Below are 16,150 nucleotides of genomic sequence, written 5' to 3' on the forward strand. Positions count from 1 at the left end.
GAGCGCCGCCATGAGCGTCAGCATCAGCCGCAGCCACGACCCCGTCGTCATCGTCTCCGCCGCCCGCACGCCGATCGGCGGCCTGCTGGGCGACTTCGCCGCGCTGCCCGCCGCCGAGCTGGGCGGCGTGGCGATCCGCGCCGCCATCGAGCGCGCCGGCCTGCCCGGCGACGTGGTCGACGAGGTGCTGATGGGCAACTGCCTGATGGCAGGCCAGGGCCAGGCGCCGGCGCGCCAGGCCGCGCTGGCCGCCGGCCTGCCGATCTCGGCCGGCGCGGTGACGCTGTCGAAGATGTGCGGCTCCGGCATGCGCGCGATGATGTTCGCGCACGACATGCTCGCCGCCGGCTCGGCCGACGTGATGATCGCCGGCGGCATGGAGAGCATGACCAACGCGCCGCACCTGAGCTTCGTGCGCCAGGGCGTGAAGTACGGCGCCGCGCAGCTCTTCGACCACATGGCGATGGACGGCCTGGAGGACGCCTACGAGCGCGGCCGGGCGATGGGCGTCTTCGCCGAGGCCTGCGTCGAGAAGTACGGCTTCACCCGCGAGGCGCAGGACGCCTACGCCATCGCCTCCACCACCCGCGCCAAGACCGCCAACGAGGACGGCTCCTTCGACTGGGAGATCGCGCCGGTGACGCTCAAGGGCCGCGGCGGCGACACGGTGGTCCGCCACGACGAGCAGCCCTTCAAGGCCCGTCTGGACAAGATCGCCGGGCTGAAGCCGGCCTTCAAGCGTGACGGCACGATCACGGCCGCCAACGCCAGCAGCATTTCCGACGGCGCCGCCGCGCTGGTGCTGATGCGCGAGTCGACCGCCGCCGCGCACGGCCTGCAGCCGGTCGCGCGCATCGTCGCGCATGCGGTGCACGCGCAGGAGCCGGCCTGGTTCTCGACCGCGCCGGCCGGCTCGATCCGCAAGGTGCTCGCACGCGCCGGCTGGCAGGTCGGCGAGGTCGACCTGTGGGAAGTCAACGAGGCCTTCGCGGCGGTGACGATGGCGGCGATGCACGAGTTCTCGCTGCCGCACGAGATCGTCAACGTGCACGGCGGCGCCTGCGCGCTGGGCCACCCGATCGGCGCCTCGGGCGCGCGCATCGTCGTGACGCTGCTGGGCGCGCTCAGGAAGCGCGGCCTGAAGCGCGGCGTCGCCAGCCTGTGCATCGGCGGCGGCGAGGCCACCGCGCTGGCCGTCGAGATGGCGTGACGCACGGCATCGGCATGGCCCTGGGTCTGCACGATCCGGCGCTGTTCGCGCTGTCGGTGCTGGTGCTCAACGCCACGCCGGGCGTCGACCTGGTCTTCGTGGTCGGGCGCACGCTGCAGTGCGGACCGCGCACCGGGCTGGCCGGCGCGGCCGGCATCAGCCTGGGCTGCGTGGTGCACGCGCTGGCGGCGGCCTCCGGGCTGGCGGCGCTGCTGGCGATGTCGGCCACCGCCTTCTCGGCGCTGAAGTGGCTGGGCGCGGCCTATCTGGTCTGGCTGGCCGCGGGCATGCTGCGCGCGGCATGGGCCGATCCGGCACGGGCTCCCGCGGCCGCGGTGTCGCCCGGCGCCGCCGACGAGGCCCCGCCGCTGGGCCGCACCTTTCGCCAGGGCCTGCTGACGAATGTGCTCAACCCGAAGGTCGCGCTGTTCTTCCTCGCCTTCCTGCCGCAGTTCATCGATGCCGCCGCGCCTGACAAGGCCTTCAGCTTCCTGGTGCTGGGCGCGTGGTTCGCGGCGCAGAGCGCGCTGTTCCTCGCCGTGCTCGTGGGCATCACCGGCCTGCTCCGGCAGCGTGCACGCTCTTCCATCTTCGGCTCCGCCTCGGCCGGCCGCTGGCTGCAGGGCCTGGGCGGCCTGCTCTTCCTGGGCCTGGCCGCACGGCTGGCCCGCACCGAGGCGCCCGTGCCCTGAGGGCGCAGCGCCGTTCAACACGCCGAAAGAGGCCCACCCATGCTGCTCTCCGACGACCACCGCGCCATCCAGGACGCCATCCGCACCTATGTCCAGGACCAGATCGCCCCGCACGCGGCGCGCTGGGACAAGGAGCACCACTTTCCCGCCGAGCAGCTCAAGGGCCTGGCCTCGCTGGGCTGCTACGGCGTGGCGGTGCCGACCGAGCACGACGGCGCCGGCCTCGACTACCTGGCGCTGGCCCTCATCCTCGAGGAGATCGCCGCGGGCGACGGCGGCACCTCCACCGTCATCAGCGTCAACAACTGTCCGGTCTGCTCGATCCTGATGGGCTTCGCCAGCGAGGCGCAGAAGCAGCAGTTCCTGAAGCCGCTGGCGCGCGGCGACATGCTCGGCGCCTTCTGTCTGACCGAGCCGCACGTCGGCTCGGAGGCCGGCGGCCTGAAGACCACCGCTGTGCGTGACGGCGATCACTATGTGCTCAACGGCGTCAAGCAGTTCATCACCAGCGGCAGGAACGGCGACGTCGCCATCGTCATGGCGGTGACCGACCGGAGTGCCGGCAAGAAGGGCATCAGCGCCTTCATCGTGCCGACCACCACGCCCGGCTACACGGTGGCGCGCCTCGAGGACAAGATGGGCCAGCGCAGCTCGGACACCGCGCAGATCCTGTTCGAGAACTGCCGCGTGCCGGCGGCCAACCGCATCGGCGACGAGGGCCAGGGCCTGAAGATCGCGCTGGCCGGGCTGGAGGGCGGGCGCATCGGCATCGCCTCGCAGTGCGTCGGCATGGCGCGCGCGGCCTTCGAGGCGGCGCTGCGCTACAGCAAGGAGCGCGTGGCCTTCGGCGTGCCGATCTTCGAGCACCAGGCGGTGCAGTTCCGCCTGGCCGAGATGGCGACGCAGATCGAGGCCGCGCGCCAGCTGATCTGGCACGCCGCCTCGATGAAGGACGCCGGCATCCCCTGCCTGAAGGAGGCCGCGATGGCCAAGCTCTTCGCCAGCGAGATGGCCGAGCGGGTCTGCTCGATGGCGATCCAGACCTTCGGCGGCTACGGCTATGTCAGCGACTTTCCCGTCGAGCGCATCTACCGCGACGTGCGCGTCTGCCAGATCTACGAGGGCACGAGCGACGTGCAGAAGATCCTGATCGGGCGCGCGCTGGCGGGCTGACGCGGCCCGGTCACGCCACGATCACGTCCCGATCACGCCGGCGTCATGCCCGCTGCCGACACTCGGCCGGGTGACGACGTCGCTGCCCCTGCCCGCCGCCCTGAGCGGCTTCCGACTGCTGATGTCGGCCCAGTTCGTGTCCGGACTGGCCGACAACGCGCTGCTGCTGGTGGCGATCGGCCGCCTCGCGGCCGAGGGCGGGCCGGTCTGGCTGCCGCCGCTGCTCAAGCTGGCGTTCACGCTGGCCTATGTGCTGCTGGCGCCCTTCGTCGGGCCGCTGGCCGACCGCGCGCCGAAGGCCGCGGTGATGAGCGCGGCCAATGCGCTCAAGGCCGGCGCCTGCGCCGCGATGGCGCTGGGCGTGCCGATGGGCCTGCTGCTGCTGCTGCCGATGCCGCACATCGACCACTGGCTGCCGGCACTGCCGCTGCTGGCCTGCGCCGGCCTGGTCGCCGGGCTGTTCGTCGTGCCGATGAACGCGCTGCTGCAGCACCGCGGCGCCGCGCTGCTCAGCGCCGGGCGCTCGATCGCGGTGCAGAACTTCAACGAGAACGCCAGCGTGCTGCTGATGCTGGCCGGCTACGCCTGGTTCAGTCGCCAGGACCTGCCGCTCGAGCTGCTGATCCGCGGCTTCGGTCTGGGCATCGCGCTGCTGATGGCGCTGATCGCGCTGCATCACCGCCACCACTACCGGCACCACCACCGGCAACCCCATCGCCACAAGGAGATCGCCTGATGAGGATCGTCATCGTCACCGACGCCTGGGAGCCGCAGGTCAACGGCGTGGTGCGCACGCTGAAGATGACCACGCACGAGCTCGGCCTGCTCGGCCACGAGGTGCACATCGTCTCGCCGCAGGGCTGGCCGAGCGTGCCCTGCCCGACCTATCCGGACATCCGCCTCGCCGCGGTGACGCCGCGCGGCATGGCGCGCCGGCTCGACGCGCTGCAGCCCGACTGCCTGCACATCGCCACCGAGGGCCCGCTGGGCTGGGCGGCGCGCGCGGTGGCGCGCCGGCGCGGCTGGCCCTTCACCACCGCCTATCACAGCCGCTTCCCCGAATACCTGCAGCTGCGCACCGGCCTGCCGGTGAACTGGAGCCACGCGCTGCTGCGCCGCTTCCACAGCAGCGGCGTGGCCACGCTGGTGCCCACGCCGCACATGGGCGAGGAGCTGCGCCGCCACGGCTACCGGCACCCGGTGCACTGGAGCCGCGGCGTCAACCTGGAGATGTTCAGCCCGCACGGGCCGGTGCTGGCGCGCCCGGCCGGCCACGGCCCGGTCTTCCTGTACGTGGGCCGGCTGGCGGTCGAGAAGAACATCGACGCCTTCCTGCGGCTGGCGCTGCCCGGCGAGAAATGGGTCGCCGGCGCCGGCCCCGAGGCCGCGCGGCTGCGCCGCACCTACGGCGACGGGGTGCGCTGGTTCGATGTGCTCTCCGGCCCGGACCTGGCGCAGCTCTACCGCAGCGCCGACGTGATGGTCTTCCCGAGCGAGACCGACACCTTCGGCCTGGTGCTGATCGAGTCGATGGCCTGCGGCACGCCGGTGGCGGCGCTGCCGGCGACCGGCCCGATCGATGTGGTCGGCACCAGCGGCGAGGGCGGCGTGATCGACACCGACCTGAAGGCGGCCTGCCTGGCCGCGCTGCGCTGCGACCGCACGCGCGTGCGCGCCTTCGCCGAGCGCTACACCTGGGCGGCGGCGACGCGCCAGTTCGAGCAGGCGCTCCGACCGATCCCGCGGCCGGCCGCGCTGATCGCGGCGACCTGAGCCCGGGGCCGGAGCCTGGGCAGCGCCGGGCCGGCTCGGGCTCAGGCCGGTTGCGGCAGCGCCGCCATCGGCGCGCGGCGCGCGCGCCGGTGCATCGCCTCGGCCCAGTCGTTGATGAAGCTGACCGCCCGCTTGACCTTGAGCTTCAGGTAGCGCGAGAGCGACCAGTAGGGCAGCCCCAGGCGCGCGCGGGCCGAGTTCAGCATCCGGTTGAGCCGCAGCGCCAGCTGGTAGAGGCCGTCGCCGACATGGGCCAGCCAGCGCGCGCACTGGATCACGCCGTCGAACAGGTCGCCGTGCATCACCCAGAGCCGGCGGCCGTCGGCGGTCTGGTGGATGCAGTCCTCCACCACCTCGATGCCGCCGAAGGCATGGCCGGCGTAGCGGCGCGCGAACTCGTCATGGTTGCCGGGCACGAAGATCACCCGGGTGCCCTTGCGCGCCTTGCGCAGCACCTTCTGCACCACGTCGTTGTGCGCCTGCGGCCAGAACCAGCGCCGCTGCAGCTGCCAGCCGTCGACGATGTCGCCGACGAGGTAGAGCGTCTCGCACTCGACCGCGCGCAGGAAGTCGAGCAGCGCCTCGGCCTGGCAGCCGGACGTGCCCAGGTGCACGTCGGAAATGAACACGGTGCGGACCGACAGCGTCTCCTGCGGGAAGGCACTGTCCGGCGCCGCGGCGGCGGGGGCGGTGATGGCGTTCATGGGGCCATCGTCGGCACCCGGGATGACCCCCCGGTGAAGCGCGGGTGACAGCGGCACGACGCGGTATCGGCACGACAAGCCCCTGTCATCGAGCCCCCGGACACTGACAGGCAGGACGCACGACGCCCACCCGAAGGAGCCCTCCGCGATGATGCCGAACCCCGCCGACACCCCTGACGCCGACGATCTGCGCGCCGCACGCCTGCTGCAGCAGGCCCTGGCCCGTCCAGGCGAGATTCTCGAGATCGAGCCCTCCAGCCCGCCGCAGCCCGTCCGGCCCTTCGTGCGCCAGGGCACCGGCCGGCTGTCGCCGGCGATGAAGACGGTGCTGCAGGCCCTGTCCGGTCATGCCGCGCCGCTGCGGCTGGCGCTGACCACCGCCGCCGAGGTCGACCCGGCGGTGTGGCAGACGCCGGCCGGCACGCCGGCGATGCTGCTGATCGAAGTGCCGGCGCTGCGCGACGGCCGCAGCGCCGAGCGCGCCCGCGACGACGAGGATCCGGACCTCACGCCCTGCCTGTGCATCGACGGCACCCGTCACCTGAGCGTGGCCGGCATCGCGCGCCATTTCTGGCGGCGCCGGCCCGAGGCCGATCCGGCCGACCCGGGGGTCGATCTGGTGCTGTGCAGCGATCGCCGGCTGGTGGCGATCGGCCGGCAGTCGCGGGTCTGGCTCTGCAGCTGAGGCCGCGGCGCGCAGCCGCCAGATGAAACCGCGTGAAACAAGAGCGGGCAAGCACAGGGGCAGGCACTGCGGCTACCATCGCGCCCCCCGGTGACAACCGGGCGACATCCGTCTAAAACAATGAATTCCTTAACGCTCGAGGAATGCCCATGACCCACAGGATCTTCCAGCGCACCGACCGGGGCCGTGCCGCCCTGCTCGAGGAGCATGAACTGCCCGCCGAGGCCCTGCGCCTGCTGATGCGCCTCAACGGCTACACCCCCCTGGACCAGCTGCTCGGCCCGGACGAAGGCCGGGCGCAGGCGCTGGCCGCCCTGACGCCGCTGCTGGAGGCGGGCCTGGCCGAGCCGGTCACGCCGAGCACATCGGCGCCGCGCCCCTCGGCCTGGAGCGACTGGTTCTCCGGCAAGCCGGTGGCGCTGCCGGCCTGATCCCGGCCTGATCCCGGCCTGATCCCGGACAAGCCCGACGCGGCAGCGCGCGCCCGGCGTCAGCGCCGCTGCCGATAATCGCGCCATGAACATCCTGATCATCGGCGCCGGCCGGGTCGGCACCAGCGTGGCAGAGCACCTGGTGTCGGAGCGCAACGACATCACCGTCATCGACACCGACCCGCAGCGGCTGCGCGAGCTGCAGGAGCGCCTGGACCTGCGCGGTGTCTGCGGCAACGCGATCCAGCCCTCGGTGCTGCGCGAGGCCGGCGCCGAGGACTGCGACCTGCTGGTGGCCTGCGCGCCGCAGGACGAGACCAACCTGACGGTCTGCAAGGTCGCGCACGACCTGTTCAACGTCACCACCTCCATCGCGCGGCTGCGCTCGCCCGAGTTCGTCGAGGGCGCGCCGCTGCTGGCGCGCGAGGGCGGCTTCGCGGTCGACCATGTGATCTGCCCGGAGCAGTCGGTCACCACCTACATCCGCAAGCTCGTCGAGTATCCGGAGGCGCTGCGTGTCATCGAGTTCGCGGGCGGCCGGGTCACGCTGGCGGGCGTGCGCGCCGGTGCCGGCAGCCGGCTGGTCGGCCACCGGCTCGACGAGATCCCGACGCTGGTGCCGAACCTGGACATGCGCGTCGTCGGCCTGTTCCGGCGCGACCAGCCGTTGAAGGCCGACGGCAGCACCCGCATCGAGGCCGGCGACGAGGCCTTCGTGCTGACCCGCACCGCCGCGGTCACCGAGGTGCTGTGCGCGCTGCGCGAGCGCGACCGGCCGGTGCGCCGCGTCATGATCGCCGGCGGCGGCAAGGTCGGCCTGCGCCTGGCGCGCGAGCTGCGCGGCCGCTGCGAGATCCGCCTGATCGAGCTCGACCGCCAGCGCTGCGAGTACCTTGCCGCCGAGCTGGGCTCGGAGGTGCTGGTGCTGCACGGCGACGCCACCGACGAGGAGCTGATGACCGACGCCAATGTCGGCGAGACCGATGTCTTCATCGCGCTGTCGAGCGACGACGAGGACAACATCCTGTCGGGCCTGCTGTCCAAGCGCCTGGGCGCGCGCCGCGCCATCGTGCTGATCAACCGCCGCGCCTACACCGAGCTGGTGCAGGGCACGCAGATCGACGTGGCGATCTCGCCGCAGCATGCGGTCATCGGCGAGCTGCTGGCCTATGTGCGCCGCGGCGATGTCGAGGCGGTGCACAGCATGCGCCAGGGCGCGGCCGAATCGCTGGAGATCATCGCGCGCGGCGACCGGCGCAGCTCCAAGGTGGTGAGCCGGCGCATCGAGCAGATCGACCTGCCCGAGGGCGTGCAGATCGGCGCGATCGTGCGCGGCGACGAGGTCATCATGGCCCACCACGACACCGTCATCCAGACCGACGACCATGTCATCGTCTTCCTGCCGAGCAAGCGCCAGGTGCGTGCGGTCGAGAAGCTGTTCCAGGTCGGCGCGACCTTCTTCTGACACCGGCCGGCCGATCCGATGCGCTACTACTACCCGGTCTTCAAGGTGCTCGGCGGCGTGCTGATGCTGTTCGGGCTGACGATGGCGGTGCCGCTGGGCTTCTCGCATTTCCTGCATGACGGCATCGAGGAGGGCTTCGCGCTGTCGATGGCGATCACGATGGCGATCGGCGCCGGCCTGTTCCTGCACTGCCGCCATCTCGACCGCGAACTGCAGCCGCATGACGGCTTCCTGCTGGCGACGCTGGTCTGGACGGTGCTGCCGGTCTTCGGCGCCATTCCGCTGCTGCTGCACATTCCCGGCCTGAGCCTCACCGATGCCTACTTCGAGGCCGTCTCCGGGCTGACGACAACCGGCGCCACCGTGCTGACCGGGCTGGAGAAGCTGCCGGTGTCGCTCAACATCTGGCGCTGCTTCATGGTGCTGATCGGTGGCATGGGCATCATCGTGCTGGCGGTGGCGATCCTGCCGCTGCTGGGCGTGGGCGGCAGCCAGGTCTTCAAGGCCGAGACACCCGGCCCCATGAAGGACGACAAGCTCACCCCGCGCATCGCCGAGACGGCGCGCGGGCTGTGGGCGGTCTATTTCGCCATCGCCACCGCCTGCCTGCTGGGCTATCGCTGGGCCGGCATGAGCTGGCCGGACGCCTTCATGCACATGTGCTCGACGATGGGTCTGGGCGGGCTGGCAGGCTATGACGCCAGCTTCGCCGCCTTCGACTCGCTGAAGGTGGAACTGGTGGCCATCGTGTTCATGCTGCTGGCCGGCGTGAACTTCGCGCTCTATTTCCGCATCTGGCAGCGCCGCTCGATGCGACCGCTGTGGCGCGATCTGGAAGCGCGGCTGTTCTTCGCGCTGATGGCCGCCAGCGTCACGGTGGTCACCGTCTTCCTGGTCGCGCACGGCGTCTATCCGGAGTGGACGACCGCGCTGCGCCACGCCGCATTCAACGTCATCTCGGTGGCGACGACCACCGGCTTCGCGACGGTCGACTACGCGCAGTGGCCGATCTTCGCGCCGATCCTGATGCTGTTCCTGTGCGGCTTCGCGACCTGCGCGGGCTCGACCGGCGGCGGCATCAAGCTCAGCCGCTCGCTCTTGCTGATGAAGCAGGTGCAGCGCGAGTTCACCCGGCTGCTGCACCCGCGCGCGGTGCGGCCGGTGACGCTGGGCGGCGCGGTGGTGGAGCCGCAGGTGCTGTTCTCGGTGCAGGCCTTCATGCTGGTCTACGGCGCGGTGCTGACCGCCGGCACGATGGCGCTGCTGCTGACCGGGCTGGACATCGTCAGCGCGTTCACGGCGGTGGTGGCCTGCGTCAACAACACCGGCCCCGGCCTGGGCCAGGTCGGCCCGGCCAACAACTACCAGGGGCTCACCGACGCGCAGACCTGGATCTGCACCGTGGTGATGCTGCTCGGGCGGTTGGAGCTGTTCGCGGTGCTGGTGCTGTTCACGCCGCAGTTCTGGAGACGATGACGATGACCGCCCCGCGCCACCCCAGCTTCGGCGAGGCCTTCCTCTACTGGCTGCGGCTCGGCTTCATCAGCTTCGGCGGCCCGGCCGGCCAGATCGCGCTGATGCATGCCGAGCTGGTCGAGCGCCGGCGCTGGATCAGCGAGGGCCGCTTCCTGCATGCGCTGAACTACTGCATGGTGCTGCCCGGCCCGGAGGCGCAGCAGCTCGCCATCTACCTCGGCTGGCTGCTGCACCGGACCTGGGGCGGCATCGTCGCCGGCACGCTGTTCGTGCTGCCCTCGCTGCTGATCCTGGCGGGGCTGACCTGGGTCTACCTGGCGTTCGGCGATGTGCCCGTCGTGAAGGGTCTCTTCGACGGGATCAAGCCGGCCGTGGTCGCCATCGTGGTCTTCGCGGCGTGGCGGATCGGCACGCGGGCGCTGAAGAACCGGGTGCTGCAGGCGATGGCGGCGCTGTCCTTCATCGCGCTGTTCGGCTTCGATGTGCCGTTCCCGGCGATCGTGCTGGCGGCCGGACTGATCGGCGCGCTCGGCGGGCGGATCGCGCCGCAGCATTTCCAGACCGGCGGCAGCCACGGCGCGGCCCAGGCCGGCCACGGCCCCGCGCTGATCGACGACGACACGCCCGCACCGCCGCACGCCCGGTTCCGCTGGGGCTACCTGCTCGTGCTGGTGGGCGTGGCGCTCGGGCTGTGGTTCGGGACGATGGCGCTGCTGCTCGGCCAGCCGGTGCTGCGCGACATGGGCGGCTTCTTCACGAAGGCGGCGCTGCTGACCTTCGGCGGCGCCTACGCGGTGCTGCCCTATGTCTACCAGGGCGGTGTCGAGACCTTCGGCTGGCTGAGCGGCCCGCAGATGATGGACGGCCTGGCGCTGGGCGAGACCACGCCGGGGCCGCTGATCATGGTGGTGGCCTTCGTCGGCTTCGTCGGCGCGTGGACGAAGGAAATCTTCGGGCCGGACGCGCTGGCACTGGCCGGTCTGGCCGGGGCCACGGTGGCGACCTTCTTCACCTTCCTGCCGAGCTTCGTCTTCATCCTGGCCGGTGCGCCGCTGGTCGAGTCCACCCGCGGCAAGCTGCAGTTCACCGCGCCACTGACCGGCATCACCGCCGCGGTGGTCGGCGTGATCCTGAACCTCGCGGTGTTCTTCGGCTGGCATGTGGTCTGGCCGCGGGCGACGGCCGCCGCGCCCTTCTCGGGCGGGGTCGAGGTGTTCTCGGCAGCGGTGGCGGTGGTGGCCTTCGTGGCGCTGTGGCGCTACCAGCAGGACATCGTGAAGGTGCTGGCGGTCTGCGCCGGGATGGGGTTGCTCAGGAGCCTGAGCCTGGTCTGAGCCGGCCGGCGCCACTCAGCTCGCCCAGCGAGCGACGCCCCATGCCACGCAGCCGGTACAGCAGCCGCCGCAGCCGCCCCGCCCAGATCGACGGCGCCGCGCCGAAGGCCGCGGCCACGGTGCCGGGCGGCACCGCGCGCGCATGGCGCACAAAATCCTGCCCGATCTCCGGGTCGTGATGCTGCTCGCCGCGCAGGAAACCGGCGCGCGCGTAGAACGCCAGCCCCTGCGGATTGCCGACATGGCACTGCAGCGCCAGCCGCGTCAGGCCCTGGCCGGCGGCCAGCGCCTCGCAGTGCGCCAGCAGCCGCGCGGCCACCCCGCCGCGGCGCGCCTCGGCCTGCACAGCGATCAGGTTCAGCCACAGCTCGCCGGCCGCCGGCCGGGGCTGCACATGAATGAAGCCGACCGGCCGCCCGCCCAGCTCGGCGACAAAGACACGGTGCGACTCGTGGCAGAGCCAGTGGCACAGCGCCGATTCGGCCACCAGGCCGGTGAAATGCTGCGCGACCAGCGCATGAATGAAGGCCCAGTCCTGCGGACCGGCCCCGCGGATCGACACCGGAGATGGATTCATGTCTGCTCTGTCGAGGCTCTGTGCTGCGGCGATGTGCCGCTGCTCTGCAGGAAACCGGCGGGAGGCCGGCACCCGTGAAACATCCGGTGACAATACGCCACTCAGGCTGAGCGTGCGCTGATCGAGGCCGCCAGCGCCTCGATCACCCCCTGACCCAGGCCCCGGGCCAGCTCCCTTTCGCAGGTCAGCACCGTGCCCAGGCCCTCGCCGCGCAGCAGCTCGGCCTCGTCCTCGCTGGCGGCGCGCAGCAGCACGCGGATGGCGGGATTGAGGGTGCGGGCGGTCTCGACCATGCGGCGCAGCGCCAGCGCGTCGCCCGCGGTGACCACCAGCATCGCCGCCTGGGCGACATGGGCCTGCACCAGCACCTCCGGCTCGGCCGCGTCGCCGCAGACCGCCGCCAGACCCTCGGCACGCAGACGGTCGACCCGCTCGCGGCCGAGGTCCACCACCACCAGCGGCACCTGGCGCTCCTGCAGCGTCTGCACCAGCGGCCGGCCGACCCGGCCGTGGCCGACGACGATGACCTGATCGCGCAGCAGCTTCTCGTCGGTCGAGATCGGCAGCGCCGACAGCGGCTCGATGCGCGCATCGAGGCGACGGGCCAGGGCGGAGCGCGCCAGCAGCCAGCGCTCGAAGGGCGCGATCAGGGAGAACAGCGCCGGATTGAGCGCGATCGACAGGATCGCGCCGGCCAGCACCAGGCTCTGCGCCTCGGCCGGCATCAGGCCGAGCGTCACGCCCAGTCCGGCCAGGATGAAGGAGAACTCGCCGATCTGCGCCAGGCTGGCGCCGACGGTCAGCGCAGTGCCCAGCGAGTAGCGCAGCATCAGCACCAGCGCCACCGCCGCGACCGTCTTGCCCACCAGGATGACCAGCACCACCGACAGCACCCGCAGCGGCTCGGTCCACAGGACCGCCGGATCGAACAGCATGCCCACCGAGACGAAGAACAGCACCGCGAAGGCATCGCGCAGCGGCAGCGTCTCGTCGGCGGCGCGGTGGCTGAACTCCGACTCGCGCATCATCATCCCGGCGAAGAAGGCGCCGAGCGCGAAGGACACATCGAAGAGCTTGGCCGCGCCGAAGGCCACCCCGATCGCGGTGGCGACCACGCCCAGCGTGAACAGCTCCTGCGAGCCGGTGCGCGCCACCCACCACAGCAGCCGCGGCAGCAGCCGCCGCCCGACCACCAGCATCAGCACGACGAAGGCCGCCACCTTGGCCAGCGTCAGGCCGATGGCGCTCCACAGCGCGGCGGATCCGCCGGCCGCGGCCGCCTCGGTCGTGCCGGAGGCCGGCGCGCCCAGCAGGCCCGAGAGCGCCGGCACCAGCACCAGCACCAGCACCAGCACCAGGTCCTCGACCACCAGCCAGCCCACCGCGATGCGGCCCTGCTCCGACTTCAGCAGCCCGCGCGCCTCCAGCGCACGCAGCAGCACCACGGTGCTGGCCACCGACAGGCACAGCCCGAAGACGATGGCCGCGCCACCGCTCCAGCCCCAGAGCATCGCCGCGCCAGCGCCCAGCAGCGTGGCCACGACGATCTGCACGATCGCGCCAGGCACCGCGATGCGGCGCACCGCCATCAGGTCATCGAGCGAGAAATGCAGCCCGACGCCGAACATCAGCAGCATCACGCCGATCTCGGCGAGCTGGCCGGCCAGGCCCACGTCGGCCACATAGCCCGGCGTGGCCGGACTGACCACCACGCCCGCCAGCAGATAGCCCACCAGCGGCGGCAGCCTGAGCTTCATCGCCAGCAGGCCGAGAATCAGGGCCAGCCCGAAGGCGGCGGCGATGGTGGCGATCAGGCTGACGTCATGGGGCATGGACGGCGCAACTCCCTCGGGTGATGTGTGATGGAACCGGGCGATGGATCCCGATTCTTCCCGACAGTTCAGCCCCAGCGTTCAGCCATCGGCGGGAGACCCCAGACGGCGGGCGCTCAACGGCCGGCCACCTGCGCCGCGATCGCCTCGCCCACCGCCACCGTGTCGGCCGTGCCGCCCAGGTCGGGCGTGCGCGGGCCGTCGCGCAGCACGGCCTCGATCGCGCCGACGATGGCGTCGTGCGCGGCGCGGCCGGCGCCAGTGCCCTCGGTCAGGAAGTCCAGCAGCATCGCCGCCGACCAGATCATCGCGATCGGGTTGGCGATGCCCCGGCCATAGATGTCCGGCGCCGAGCCGTGCACCGGCTCGAACAGGCTGGGGAAGCGCCGCTCCGGATTCAGGTTGGCCGAGGGCGCGATGCCGATCGTGCCGGTGCAGGCGGGCCCGAGGTCGCTGAGGATGTCGCCGAACAGGTTGGTCGCCACCACCACGTCGAAGCGCTGCGGCTGCAGCACGAAGCGCGCGGTCAGGATGTCGATGTGCTGCTTGTCCACGGCCACCTGGGGATAACTTGCGTGCATCGCGTCGGCGCGGCCGTCCCACCACGGCATGCTCAGCGCGATGCCGTTGCTCTTGGTCGCCACCGTCAGGTGCCGGCGCGGCCGGCGGGAGGCCAGCTCGAAGGCGTACTGCAGCACCCGGTCGGCGCCGAAGCGGCTGAAGACCGATTCCTGGATGACGATCTCGCGCTCGGTGCCGGCGAACATCGTGCCGCCGAGGTTGGTGTACTCGCCCTCGGTGTTCTCGCGCACGATCATCATGTCGATGTCGCCGGGCTTCCTGCCCGCCAGCGGGCAGGGCACGCCGTCGAACAGCCGCGCCGGGCGCAGGTTGATGTACTGGTCGAACTCGCGGCGGAACTTCAGCAGCGAGCCCCACAGCGAGACGTGGTCGGGCACCGTCGCCGGCCAGCCGACCGCGCCGAACAGGATCGCGTCCATGCCTTCGAGCTGCGCCTTCCAGTCGGCCGGCATCATCTCGCCATGCTCGACAAACCAGTCGCAGCTCGCCCACGGGAATTCGGTCGTCTCGATCGCCAGGCCGAAGCGCTCGGCCGCGGCACGCAGCACGCGCAGGCCCTCGGGCATCACCTCCTTGCCGATGCCGTCGCCGGCGATGACGGCGACGCGGAACGGGCGAGCGGCGAGGGAGGGTTGAGAAGACACGGAGGTCGGCAGGGTCGAGGACATCGGGACTCCAGGAACGGCAGGAAAACCGGCAGAAGAAGGAATGCCGCGATGCTAGGCCCGCACGGCCGGTTTCCAATGCCCCGGATCGTTGATCCATCGTGCACGATGCGTTGACAATCCGCTGGATGACGACCTCGCCCGCCACGCCCCATCCCGACGATCTGCGCCTGTTCCTGACCGTGGTGCGCCGCGGCGGCTTCTCGGCGGCTGCGACCGAGCTGGGGCTGTCGACCGCCGGCGTGAGCAAGCGGGTGCGGCTGCTGGAGGCGCAGCTGGGCGCGACGCTGCTGCACCGCACCACCCGGCGCATCGGCCTGACGCCGCAGGGCGAGCAGCTCTGCCTGCGCGCGCAGCCACTGCTCGACGCGATGGACGATCTGGTCGGCCAGGTCTCGGCGGTGCGCGCCGAGCCGCGCGGCGCGCTCAGGGTGTGCAGCAGCTTCGGCTTCGGGCGGCGCCATGTCGCGCCGGCGCTGGCGGCGCTGGCGCGGGCCTGTCCGCGGCTGACGGTGCGCTTCGAGGTGCTCGACCGGCTGGTCGACATCGCCGCCGAGGGCTACGACCTCGACATCCGCGTCGGCGACGAGATCGCGCCGCAGTGGGTGGCGCACCGGCTGGCGGCCAATCACCGGGTGCTGTGCGCCGCGCCCGACTACCTCGCGCGGCGCGAGCCCCCGCGCAGCCCGGCCGAGCTGGCCGGCCACGACTGCCTGGTGGTGCGCGAGCGCGACCATCCCTTCGGCGTCTGGCGGCTGCAGCACGCGCAGCAGGGCGAGCGCGAGCAGACGGTGCGCGTCACCGGCCCGCTGTCGACCAACCACGGCGAGATCGCGGTCGACTGGGCGCTGCAGGGCCACGGCATCGTGCTGCGCTCGCTGTGGGATGTGGCCGCACCGCTGGCCGAGGGCCGGCTGGTGCAGCTACTGCCCGACTGGCGCCAGAACGCCAGCATCTGGGCGGTGCATGCGGGCCGGGCCGACGAATCGGCCCGGCTGCGGGTGGCGCTCGACTTCCTGGCGGACTGGTTTGCGCGATCGGCTCAGCTGCGGATGTAGCTCTCGAGCTGGGCGATCATGAACTGCTGCTCGGAAATGATCTCCTTGACCAGGTCACCGATCGAGACCATGCCGACGACCTGACCGCCGTCGAGCACCGGCAGGTGGCGCAGGCGCTTGTCGGTCATCAGCGCCATGCACTCCTGCGTCGTGGTGGCCGGCCCGACATGCAGCACGTCGGGCGTCATCACCTCGGCCAGCCGGGTGTCGGCCGAGGAGCGGCCGCGCACCTCGATCTTCCGGGCGTAGTCGCGCTCGGTGAAGATGCCGACGATGCGATCGCCCTCGGCGACCAGCAGCGCACCGATGCGGTGCTCGGCCATCAGCTCGATGGCCTCGCGCACGGTAGCCTGCGGCGGCAGCGTGCGCACCGGCTGGTTGACGGGCTTGGACTTCAGGATCTGGGCGACGGTGCTCATGGCGACTCCTTGGCGGCGATCAGCGGATCGATGGCCCATCTTCGCGTAATCGCGGCGCCGGCGGGCTGATGGTC

15 protein-coding genes and 1 pseudogene are annotated in these 16,150 nt (G+C 71.7%); 11 read left to right on the forward strand and 5 right to left on the reverse strand.

The window, feature by feature from the left end:
* Positions 1-10 precede the first annotated feature (10 nt).
* The 5 genes from NFT33_RS12120 (at position 11) to NFT33_RS12140 (ending at position 4,848) form a co-directional block, all read left to right on the forward strand.
* Positions 11-1,210, forward strand: coding sequence for an acetyl-CoA C-acyltransferase (locus NFT33_RS12120; RefSeq protein ID WP_251675611.1), 1,200 nt, complete (start codon positions 11-13; stop codon positions 1,208-1,210).
* Positions 1,207-1,902 carry a LysE family translocator gene (locus NFT33_RS12125; protein ID WP_251675613.1) on the forward strand — a complete coding sequence of 232 codons (696 nt, stop codon included), beginning with the start codon at positions 1,207-1,209 and terminating at the stop codon, positions 1,900-1,902. The genes NFT33_RS12120 and NFT33_RS12125 overlap by 4 nt, the downstream gene beginning before the upstream one ends.
* A gap of 39 nt (positions 1,903-1,941) precedes the next feature.
* Positions 1,942-3,075: an acyl-CoA dehydrogenase family protein gene (locus tag NFT33_RS12130; RefSeq protein WP_251675615.1), complete on the forward strand. Its 1,134-nt coding sequence runs from the start codon at positions 1,942-1,944 to the stop codon at positions 3,073-3,075.
* Positions 3,076-3,145: 70 nt separating this feature from the next.
* On the forward strand, positions 3,146-3,811 hold the full coding sequence (locus tag NFT33_RS12135; protein ID WP_251675617.1) for an MFS transporter: 666 nt from the start codon (positions 3,146-3,148) through the stop codon (positions 3,809-3,811).
* The gene (locus tag NFT33_RS12140; protein WP_251675619.1) at positions 3,811-4,848 is read left to right on the forward strand and encodes a glycosyltransferase family 4 protein; all 1,038 of its coding nucleotides are present in this window, start codon (positions 3,811-3,813) and stop codon (positions 4,846-4,848) included. Before NFT33_RS12135 ends, NFT33_RS12140 begins: the two co-directional genes overlap by 1 nt.
* 74 nt (positions 4,849-4,922) lie before the next feature.
* Here the strand turns inward: NFT33_RS12140 and NFT33_RS12145 are convergent.
* A pseudogene (locus tag NFT33_RS12145) lies at positions 4,923-5,552 on the reverse strand (UDP-2,3-diacylglucosamine diphosphatase); the annotation flags it as partial.
* 148 nt (positions 5,553-5,700) lie between these two features.
* Here NFT33_RS12145 and NFT33_RS12150 point away from each other — a divergent pair.
* The 5 genes from NFT33_RS12150 (at position 5,701) to chrA (ending at position 10,943) form a co-directional block, all read left to right on the forward strand.
* Positions 5,701-6,237, forward strand: coding sequence for a hypothetical protein (locus tag NFT33_RS12150; RefSeq protein ID WP_251675621.1), 537 nt, complete (start codon positions 5,701-5,703; stop codon positions 6,235-6,237).
* Positions 6,238-6,386: 149 nt separating this feature from the next.
* A complete protein-coding gene (locus NFT33_RS12155) occupies positions 6,387-6,668 on the forward strand; it encodes a hypothetical protein (RefSeq protein ID WP_251675622.1) in 282 nt (93 codons plus the stop codon).
* A gap of 85 nt (positions 6,669-6,753) precedes the next feature.
* Positions 6,754-8,133 carry a Trk system potassium transporter TrkA gene (trkA, locus tag NFT33_RS12160; protein ID WP_251675625.1) on the forward strand — a complete coding sequence of 460 codons (1,380 nt, stop codon included), beginning with the start codon at positions 6,754-6,756 and terminating at the stop codon, positions 8,131-8,133.
* Between the two features lie 18 nt (positions 8,134-8,151).
* The gene (locus NFT33_RS12165; protein ID WP_251675627.1) at positions 8,152-9,609 is read left to right on the forward strand and encodes a TrkH family potassium uptake protein; all 1,458 of its coding nucleotides are present in this window, start codon (positions 8,152-8,154) and stop codon (positions 9,607-9,609) included.
* Positions 9,606-10,943: a chromate efflux transporter gene (gene chrA, locus NFT33_RS12170; protein WP_251675629.1), complete on the forward strand. Its 1,338-nt coding sequence runs from the start codon at positions 9,606-9,608 to the stop codon at positions 10,941-10,943. The genes NFT33_RS12165 and chrA overlap by 4 nt, the downstream gene beginning before the upstream one ends.
* Here chrA and NFT33_RS12175 read toward each other — a convergent pair.
* The 3 genes from NFT33_RS12175 to NFT33_RS12185 all read right to left on the reverse strand — a co-directional run bounded on the left by NFT33_RS12175 (position 10,921) and on the right by NFT33_RS12185 (position 14,602).
* A complete protein-coding gene (locus NFT33_RS12175; protein WP_251675631.1) occupies positions 10,921-11,520 on the reverse strand; it encodes a GNAT family N-acetyltransferase in 600 nt (199 codons plus the stop codon). The genes chrA and NFT33_RS12175 overlap by 23 nt on opposite strands.
* Before the next feature lie 101 nt (positions 11,521-11,621).
* Complete coding sequence (locus NFT33_RS12180; RefSeq protein ID WP_251675633.1) at positions 11,622-13,352, reverse strand: cation:proton antiporter domain-containing protein; 1,731 nt, start codon at positions 13,350-13,352, stop codon at positions 11,622-11,624.
* Between the two features lie 116 nt (positions 13,353-13,468).
* A complete protein-coding gene (locus tag NFT33_RS12185; RefSeq protein WP_251675636.1) occupies positions 13,469-14,602 on the reverse strand; it encodes a tartrate dehydrogenase in 1,134 nt (377 codons plus the stop codon).
* Positions 14,603-14,727: 125 nt separating this feature from the next.
* Between NFT33_RS12185 and NFT33_RS12190 the strand changes: the two genes are divergently transcribed.
* Positions 14,728-15,657: a LysR substrate-binding domain-containing protein gene (locus tag NFT33_RS12190; protein WP_251675638.1), complete on the forward strand. Its 930-nt coding sequence runs from the start codon at positions 14,728-14,730 to the stop codon at positions 15,655-15,657.
* Here the strand turns inward: NFT33_RS12190 and NFT33_RS12195 are convergent.
* The gene (locus NFT33_RS12195) at positions 15,642-16,076 is read right to left on the reverse strand and encodes a CBS domain-containing protein (RefSeq protein WP_251675640.1); all 435 of its coding nucleotides are present in this window, start codon (positions 16,074-16,076) and stop codon (positions 15,642-15,644) included. The two genes, NFT33_RS12190 and NFT33_RS12195, sit on opposite strands and share 16 nt — an antisense overlap.
* Positions 16,077-16,150 lie beyond the last annotated feature (74 nt).

Source organism: Sphaerotilus sp. FB-3 (assembly GCF_023706025.1).
Lineage (GTDB): Bacteria > Pseudomonadota > Gammaproteobacteria > Burkholderiales > Burkholderiaceae_C > Sphaerotilus > Sphaerotilus sulfidivorans.